This window comes from Sphingobium sp. (assembly GCF_032153725.1).
In the GTDB taxonomy this organism is placed as follows: domain Bacteria; phylum Pseudomonadota; class Alphaproteobacteria; order Sphingomonadales; family Sphingomonadaceae; genus Sphingobium.
In genome coordinates, this window is record NZ_JALDYQ010000063.1 from 22,390 (window position 1) to 29,898 (window position 7,509).

The 7,509-nt window shown below is 66.7% G+C and carries 5 protein-coding genes; 4 read left to right on the top strand and 1 reads right to left on the bottom strand.

Translation table 11 applies throughout. From position 1 onward, the window contains the following. Window positions 1-26 precede the first annotated feature (26 nt). The 4 genes from RUH75_RS17970 to nagE all read left to right on the top strand — a co-directional run bounded on the left by RUH75_RS17970 (window position 27) and on the right by nagE (window position 6,473). The gene (locus RUH75_RS17970; protein ID WP_313808532.1) at window positions 27-1,058 is read left to right on the top strand and encodes an SIS domain-containing protein; all 1,032 of its coding nucleotides are present in this window, start codon (window positions 27-29) and stop codon (window positions 1,056-1,058) included. Next, complete coding sequence (nagA, locus tag RUH75_RS17975) at window positions 1,055-2,179, top strand: N-acetylglucosamine-6-phosphate deacetylase (protein ID WP_313808533.1); 1,125 nt, start codon at window positions 1,055-1,057, stop codon at window positions 2,177-2,179. The genes RUH75_RS17970 and nagA overlap by 4 nt, the downstream gene beginning before the upstream one ends. 116 nt (window positions 2,180-2,295) lie before the next feature. Further along, window positions 2,296-4,794, top strand: coding sequence for a phosphoenolpyruvate--protein phosphotransferase (gene ptsP, locus RUH75_RS17980; protein ID WP_313808534.1), 2,499 nt, complete (start codon window positions 2,296-2,298; stop codon window positions 4,792-4,794). Next, window positions 4,791-6,473: an N-acetylglucosamine-specific PTS transporter subunit IIBC gene (gene nagE, locus RUH75_RS17985; RefSeq protein WP_313808535.1), complete on the top strand. Its 1,683-nt coding sequence runs from the start codon at window positions 4,791-4,793 to the stop codon at window positions 6,471-6,473. Before ptsP ends, nagE begins: the two co-directional genes overlap by 4 nt. On the opposite strand, the gene RUH75_RS17990 is transcribed toward nagE, so the two are convergent. Next, window positions 6,466-7,371 (bottom strand): ROK family protein, encoded by a 906-nt coding sequence (locus tag RUH75_RS17990; RefSeq protein WP_313808536.1) that lies wholly within the window; start codon window positions 7,369-7,371, stop codon window positions 6,466-6,468. The two genes, nagE and RUH75_RS17990, sit on opposite strands and share 8 nt — an antisense overlap. Between the last annotated feature and the right edge of the window lie 138 nt (window positions 7,372-7,509).

Sequence of the window (7,509 nt, forward strand, 5' to 3'; positions counted from 1 at the left end):
GACATCTCGGGCGCCAGGGAATTAGAATGCCAGATGTGAGTGTGGAGCGGTGGTCCTCCGCGATGGGGCGTGAAGCCGGTGAAAGTGGGCCGGCGGTTGCCCGTTTCGTTGAACGGAATGCGGACAGCTTGCGGCGGCTTGGCGAACATCTGCGCGCCAATCCTCCTTCTTTTGTCGTGACCTGCGCGCGCGGGTCGTCGGATCATGCCGCGACCTATGGCAAATATCTGATCGAGACGCTGCTGGGCCTGCCGGTCGCTTCGGCTGCGCCCTCCGTGACTTCGGTGTTCGCGGCGGAGCTCCAGCAGACCGGCGCGTTGCTGATCGCCATTTCGCAATCGGGGCGCAGCCCCGACCTGCTCTCCACGGTCGAGCGCTACAGGCAGGCCGGTGCATATGTTGTCGTGCTGGTGAATGATGAGACGTCGCCGCTCGCTGCTCTGGCCGACGTGCTGTTGCCGCTCTGTGCCGGGCCGGAGACATCGGTGGCGGCAACCAAATCGTTCATCGCCTCCATCGCTGGCCTTGCCGCGCTCGCAGCGCATTGGAGCGGTGACATGGTGCTGCTGGAGGCGCTCTCCGCCCTGCCCGCGCACCTGGAGCAGGCTTATGCCCTCGACTGGACGCCGATGGTCGAGGTGCTGGCCGATGCGCGCAACCTGTTCATCGTCGGCCGCGGCTATGGCTTGTCGGTGACGCAGGAAGCGGCGCTGAAGCTCAAGGAAACCTGCGGCCTTCATGCCGAAGGATTTTCCAGCGCCGAAGTGCGTCACGGGCCCATGGCGATCGTGCGCGACGGTTTCCCCGTGCTGGCCTTCGCCACGTCGGACAAGTCGGGCGATGACGTGCGGCAGGCGGCGGCGGAATTTGCCGAACGTGGTGCCAATGTGCTGCTGGCCGATCCGGCGGGGAAGCTGCCGGTGCTCTCCACCCATGCGGTGCTGGAGCCGATTCTGATGATCCAATCTTTCTACGGCGCGGCGGAAAAGCTCGCTCGTACGCGTGGCCTCGATCCCGACCAGCCGCCCTTTCTACGCAAGGTCACCGAAACGCGATGAGCGTGATCGGCTTTCATAATGGGCGGATATTGACCCGCGACGCCGAGTCGGACAGCGCTGCATTCGAACTGGATGGGGAACGGATCGGCGCGCTGAAGGAAGCGGGCGGGGAGGCGCTCGATCTGGAAGGCGGCTGGCTGGCACCGGGCTTCATCGATACGCAGGTCAATGGCGGTGGCGGCGTACTGTTCAACGATCAGCCCGATGTGGACGCCATTGCCCGCATCGGCGCCGCTCATGCGCCCCATGGCACGACGGCTTTCCTGCCGACGCTCATCAGTTGCGGCCTGCCGGTGATCGCGCAGGCGCTCGATGCGGTCGATCAGGCGATCGAGCGGGGGGTGCCGGGCGTCATCGGCATCCATGTCGAGGGGCCGTTCCTCAATGTCTCCCGCAAGGGCATTCATGATGCCGAAAATTTCCGCCCGCTCGATGACGAGGCGCTGGCGCTGCTGACCGCGCCACGCCGGGGCAAGGTCATGGTGACGCTTGCGCCCGAGCAGAATGACGTCGCGGCGATCCGCGCGCTGGTCGAGGCGGGGGTGATCGTCAGCATCGGCCACAGCAACGCGACCTATGCGCAGGCGCGGGCAGCGATCGATGCGGGCGCCACCGGCGTGACGCACCTCTTCAACGCGATGTCGCCTCTGCATCACCGCGAGCCGGGCGTGGTCGGCGCCGCGCTGGAGGACCGGACGCTCTATTGTGGACTCATCATCGACGGCGCGCATATGCACCCGGCTGCCGCGCGGATCGCGCTGGCGGCGCGGCCGCTGGACCGGTTCCTGCTGGTCACCGACGCCATGCCGAGCGTCGGCAGCGCCACCAAGGAATTCGTGCTGAACGGCGAGCACATCACGGTCGAAAATGGCGTGTGCGTGAATGACGCGGGAACGCTGGCGGGGTCCGACCTCGACATGGCGCAGGCGGTGCGCAACACCCATGCGCTCGGCCTGCCGCTTGGCGATGTGGTCGCGATGGCGGCGGCCAATCCGGCAGCCTTCCTTGGCCTGGGAGCGGAGCGCGGCCTGCTGGCGCCCGGTTATCGCGCGGACTTCGTCTGGCTGGACCGCGACCTGAACGTTCGCGGCACCTGGATCGGCGGCAAGCGGGTCGCCTGAGCGCCCGAGAGTTGCCAGGAGATTAGTGATTGCCAGTGAAATGGAACATTTCGGCTCGGGAATAACGGCGAACAATAGCGCGATCCCGGCAGCATGATCGGGGCGAAAGGGACGTAATGGGTTCGATCATCCTCACTTCGCCCTTGCAGGGCTGGGCCACGGCCATCGACGATGTGCCGGATGCCGTCTTTTCCGGACGAATGCTGGGCGATGGGGTGGCCATCGATCCGCTGGGTAACGTGCTGCACGCGCCCTGCGACGGGGAAGTGCTGACGCTGCATGCCAGCCATCATGCGGTAACGCTGCGGGGCGAAGGCGGGGTCGAGGTGCTGATGCATCTGGGCATCGATACGGTCGCGCTGGGCGGCAGGGGGTTCGATCCGCTGGTGAAGATCGGCGATCAGGTGACCCGCGGCCAACCGCTGCTGCGCTTCGACCTGGATGGCGTGGCGCAGGCCGTGCCTTCGCTGATGACGCCGGTGATCGTCACCAATGCGGAGCGGTTTCGCATCACCCGAGCCGAAACCGGCAAGGTCGTCGGCGTGGGCGAAGGCCTGATCTACCTCGAACCCGCCGAGCCTGTGGCCGGAGTGATGCGCGACGATCGGGGCGTTCGGGTGGGCGGCACGGTGCGGGTGCCGATGGCGCACGGCATCCATGCGCGGCCCGCCGCGCGGATCGGTGAAGCGGCGCGGGCCTTTGTCGCGGAAAGCTGGATCGTCAAGGATGGTTGTGAAGCCTCGACTCGTTCCCCGATCGCGCTGCTGCAACTCGGCATCCGCCTGCACGATGAGGTGGATGTCGTGGCGAGCGGCGTGGATGCCGAGGCGGCGATGGCAGCCCTGATCGCGCTGATCGAAGGCGGTATGGACGAGCAGGATCATGCCGAGGCGGCCCCGGTCGCCGCACCAGTGGTCGCAGCAAAGGAGGCGCCGGAGGACGCTCTGGCGGGAACGCTGGCTGCGCCGGGCTATGCCGTGGGGCAGGCGCGTTGGCTTCGGGTGCAGGATATCGAGGTGCCGCGCTATGGCGCAGGCGCGGAGAAGGAAGCGGAGCGGCTGACCCAGGCGCTGGATGCCATGCGTTTCCAGCTGGCCGACGCATCCGGTGACGAGACGGGCGTTGCGATCCGACGTGCCCATGCGGCTTTTCTGGAAGATCCGGCGTTGCAACTCGACGTCCATGCGCGGATCGGGCAGGGGGATGATGCAGGCCATGCCTGGCGGCAGGCGTGCCGGGCCATGGCCGAAATCATGCGCAATCTGGGCGATGCGCGCCTTGCCGAGCGGGCCGATGATCTCGTCGATCTGGAACGGCAGATGTTGCGCATCCTGACCGGCACGCCGGAGGAGGCGTTGAGCTTCGCGCCGGGCACGATCCTGCTCGCCGATGAACTGCTGCCTTCGCAGGTGATGGCGCTCGACGCCAATGTCGTCGGTATCGTGCTGGAGCGCGGTGGACCGACATCGCATGTGGCGATCCTGGCGGCGACCAGGGGCTTGCCGGCTCTGGTGGCGGTCGGTCCTGCCCTGGGCGAGATTGCTGACGAGGTCGCGCTGATCCTGGATGCCGACAGCGGTTTGCTGCATGTCGATCCGGCTTGGGATGTGCTGGAGGCCGCGTGGACCGAGGTCGCCCGTCGGGTGGTGGCACGAGAAGCCATGGTCGCGGCGGCAGGGGAGAATTGCGTCAGCCGCGACGGGGTGCGGATCGAAGCCTTCGCCAATCTGGGTTCGGTCGAGGATGCCGAGATCGCGATGGCGCACGGCGCCGAGGGATCGGGCCTGCTGCGCACCGAATTTCTTTTCCTGGAGCGGGATACCGCGCCCACGGCGACGGATCAGGCCGCGCTTTATGGCGCGATTGCCGCGAAGCTGGAGGGCAGGCCGCTCATCGTGCGCCTGCTCGATATCGGTGGCGATAAGCCTGCCCCCTATCTGCCAATCGAGGCCGAGGAGAATCCGGCGCTTGGCCTGCGCGGCATCCGCGTCGGTCTGGCGACGCCGGATGTGCTGGACGAACAGCTGCGCGCGATCCTGTCGGTGGTGCCGCATGGCCAATGCCGCATCATGGTGCCGATGGTCGCCAGCGTCGCGGAATTGCAGGCCGTGCGCGCGCGCGTAACGGCGATCAAGGCGGAGATGGGCCTGTCGCACCGGCAGGAGATCGGCATTATGGTCGAAACGCCCGCCGCCGCCGTGACGGCTGCGACGCTGGCGCGTTATGCCGACTTCCTGTCGATCGGGACCAATGATCTCACCCAATATGCGCTGGCGATGGATCGCGGCAATCCGGCGGTCGCGGCGGGAGTCGACGGGCTGCATCCGGCGGTGCTGCAACTGATTGCTCTCGCCACAGAGGGCGCGCGGGTCCACGGACGGTGGGTCGGCGTTTGCGGCGGCCTCGCTTCGGATCGACTGGCGATCCCGCTGCTGCTGGGATTGGGCGTGACCGAATTGTCGGCTGCGCCGCGTTTCGTGCCTGATGTGAAGACACTGGTGCGGCGGCTGTCCATCGCTGACTGCCGCGCCCATGCCGGGCGCGCCTTGCAAATGGAATCGGCGGAAGAGGTGCGGGCGCTGGCCCGCCGCTTTGAAGAGGAGTTTCTGGCATGAGGAAGATTGTCGGATCGCTTCAGCCGATCGGTCGCGCGCTGATGCTGCCGATCGCGGTGCTGCCGGTGGCGGGGCTGCTGCTGCGTCTGGGTCAGCCGGACCTGCTAGGCATTCCTTTGCTGGCGGCGGCGGGCGATGCGTTGTTTTCCAGTCTTGGCCTGCTCTTCGCCATCGGCGTGGCGACAGGCATTTCGCGCGACGGCAACGGCGCGGCGGGGCTGGCGGGCGTGGTCTGTTATCTGGTCGCGATGCATGGTGGACGGGTTCTGCTGGACGTGCCGCCGGACGTGACGGCGGGCCTGGCCGATGCAGTCGCGCAAACCGTGGCGGAGGCCTGGAAGATCAAGGCCTTTGCTCGCCTCGACGTGCCGATCGGCATCGGCGCCGGGTTGATCGGCGGGCTCCTGTACAATCGCTATGCGACGATCGAGGTGCCGGCTTATCTTTCCTTCTTCGGCGGACGGCGCTTCGTGCCGATCGTCGCGGGCGGCGCAGGCGTGCTGATGGCGCTGATCGTCGGCGTGAGCTACAGCGCGCTGGACGCTGGCCTCAGCCTGGCGAGCAAGGGGCTGGTGGCGTCAGGCAGCTTCGGCCTGTTCGGCTTCGGCCTGCTCAACCGGTTGCTGCTGGTGACGGGGCTGCATCATATCCTGAACAATGTCGCCTGGTTCGTGCTGGGTGACTATGCCGGAACGACCGGCGACCTGCGCCGTTTCTTTGCGGGCGATCCCCATGCGGGCGCGTTCATGGCGGGGTTTTTCCCGGTCATGATGTTCGGCCTGCCCGCAGCCTGTCTCGCCATGTACCGCTCGGCGCTGCCGGACCAGAAAAAGGCAGTGGGCGGCATGCTGCTCAGCCTGGCGCTCACCTCCTTCCTCACCGGCGTGACGGAGCCGATCGAGTTCAGCTTCATGTTCCTGGCGCCGCTGCTTTACGCCATTCACGCGGTGCTGACCGGCCTGTCGATGGTGCTGATGGATTTGCTGGGCGTAAGGCTGGGCTTCGGCTTTTCCGCGGGCCTGTTCGACTATGTGCTGAATTATGGGCGGGCGGCGCGGCCATGGATGTTGTTGCCGGTGGGGCTTGCCTATTTCGCCATCTATTATGGCGTGTTCCGTTTTGCCATTCGACGGTTCAATCTTGCCACGCCGGGGCGGCAGGCCAGCCGGGAAGCGGTGGCAGATGCCGGTCCGGCTGAGCGCGGCGGCGCTTATCTCAAGGCGTTGGGCGGTGCAGCCAACCTCGACACGATCGGCGCTTGCACGACCCGTCTGCGACTGGTGGTGCAGGATCAGGCACTGGTCGATGAGGCGGCGCTCAAGGCGCTGGGCGCTGTCGCCGTGCTGCGCCCCTCGGCTCAGGCCGTGCAGGTGATCATCGGGCCGATGGCGGACCAGATTTCCGAAGAAATCCGGCAGGCTGCGGCCCATGGCATGTCGGTGGTGGAGATGGCGCCCACGTCGCCCGGCCACCAAGCCGCAGAGCCGGTGGCCGAGATCGTTGAAGCTCTTGGCGGGCGCGATGCGATCAGCGAGGCGCGGATGGTCGCCGGGCGGTTGCGGATCGTGCTGGCGCGTGATGTCGCCACGGCGCCTCTGGCGGAACTGGATTGCGTGCGCGCTTTCGTTCGGATCGATGAGCGCACCCTGCATCTGTTGGGACAGAATCTGGTCAGCTGACGCCCGCGCCCTCCAGCGCGTCCATGGCGAGCGCCACGGCGCCCAACGGGCCGGCCTGATCCCCGAGCAGCGGCGCGCTGACGATTCGGCCGATGCTGTCCTTGTCGACGTGCGGCAGATAGCCGCCGAGCTGGGTGACGACCTTCTCTCGCACGCTGTCGAGCAGGCCCGTGCGCCCCATGCCGACGCCACCGCCGATCAGCAGCTGACGCGCCGCCGTGCCGAGCAGGATGGTCGAGACGAGGTGGGCGATATCATTCGCCACATCGTCCCAGCGTGGGTCGGCGGGATCGATTTCATGGCCCGGCACGCCGAAGCGTTTGGCCAGCGCCGGGCCGGACACCAGTCCTTCGATGCAATCGCCATGGAAGGGGCAACTGCCCGCAAAGCGATCGCCGGGCGCGCGCGGGACCCGGATATGGCCGATTTCCGGATGCATGGCGCCACGCAGCGTCCGGCCGTTGAAGGCAAAGCCGCCACCCACCCCGGTCCCGATGGTGATATAGCACAGGCTGTCAGAGGGCGCCGGCCCTTGCGCGCCCGCCCCCCAGCGCAGTTCGGCCAGCGCCGCGCCATTGACATCCGTGTCGATGACTGCCGGACAGTCGAAGGGGGCGGTCAGTGTCCTGAAAATATCGGCGCCTGCCCAACCGGGTTTGGGCGTCGGCAGCATGATGCCGAAATCGGCGGCATGGGGATCGAGCCGCAATGGCCCGAAGCTGCCGATTCCCATGGCCGCGAAAGGCTGCCGCGCATGCCAGGCTTCGAGAATTGCCACCGCCTTGCCCAGCGTCTCGGCCGAGGTCGTGGTGGGGATCATTTCCCTATCCAAAATGGTACGGCCCCGGGCACGCAGCACGAAGACCTTGGTTCCGCCGAGTTCTACGCCGGCCAGCATCGGTTCTGCATTCATCGCCGCGTTCCAATCATGTTGCGGAGGGGCAAATAGAAAAGCCCCGCTGATAATGGATCGGCTGGGCTTTCCATGGTGGGCGTGGCAAGGATTGAACTGGCGACCCCTGCGATGTCAAGGCAG

Bases quoted from the DNA above. Each gene is read 5' to 3' on its own strand.
- RUH75_RS17990 (WP_313808536.1), bottom strand. From the start codon at position 7,371: ATGCTGGCCGGCGTAGAACTCGGCGGAACCAAGGTCTTCGTGCTGCGT.
- nagE (WP_313808535.1), top strand. From the start codon at position 4,791: ATGAGGAAGATTGTCGGATCGCTTCAGCCGATCGGTCGCGCGCTGATG.
- ptsP (WP_313808534.1), top strand. From the start codon at position 2,296: ATGGGTTCGATCATCCTCACTTCGCCCTTGCAGGGCTGGGCCACGGCC.
- RUH75_RS17970 (WP_313808532.1), top strand. From the start codon at position 27: ATGCCAGATGTGAGTGTGGAGCGGTGGTCCTCCGCGATGGGGCGTGAA.
- nagA (WP_313808533.1), top strand. From the start codon at position 1,055: ATGAGCGTGATCGGCTTTCATAATGGGCGGATATTGACCCGCGACGCC.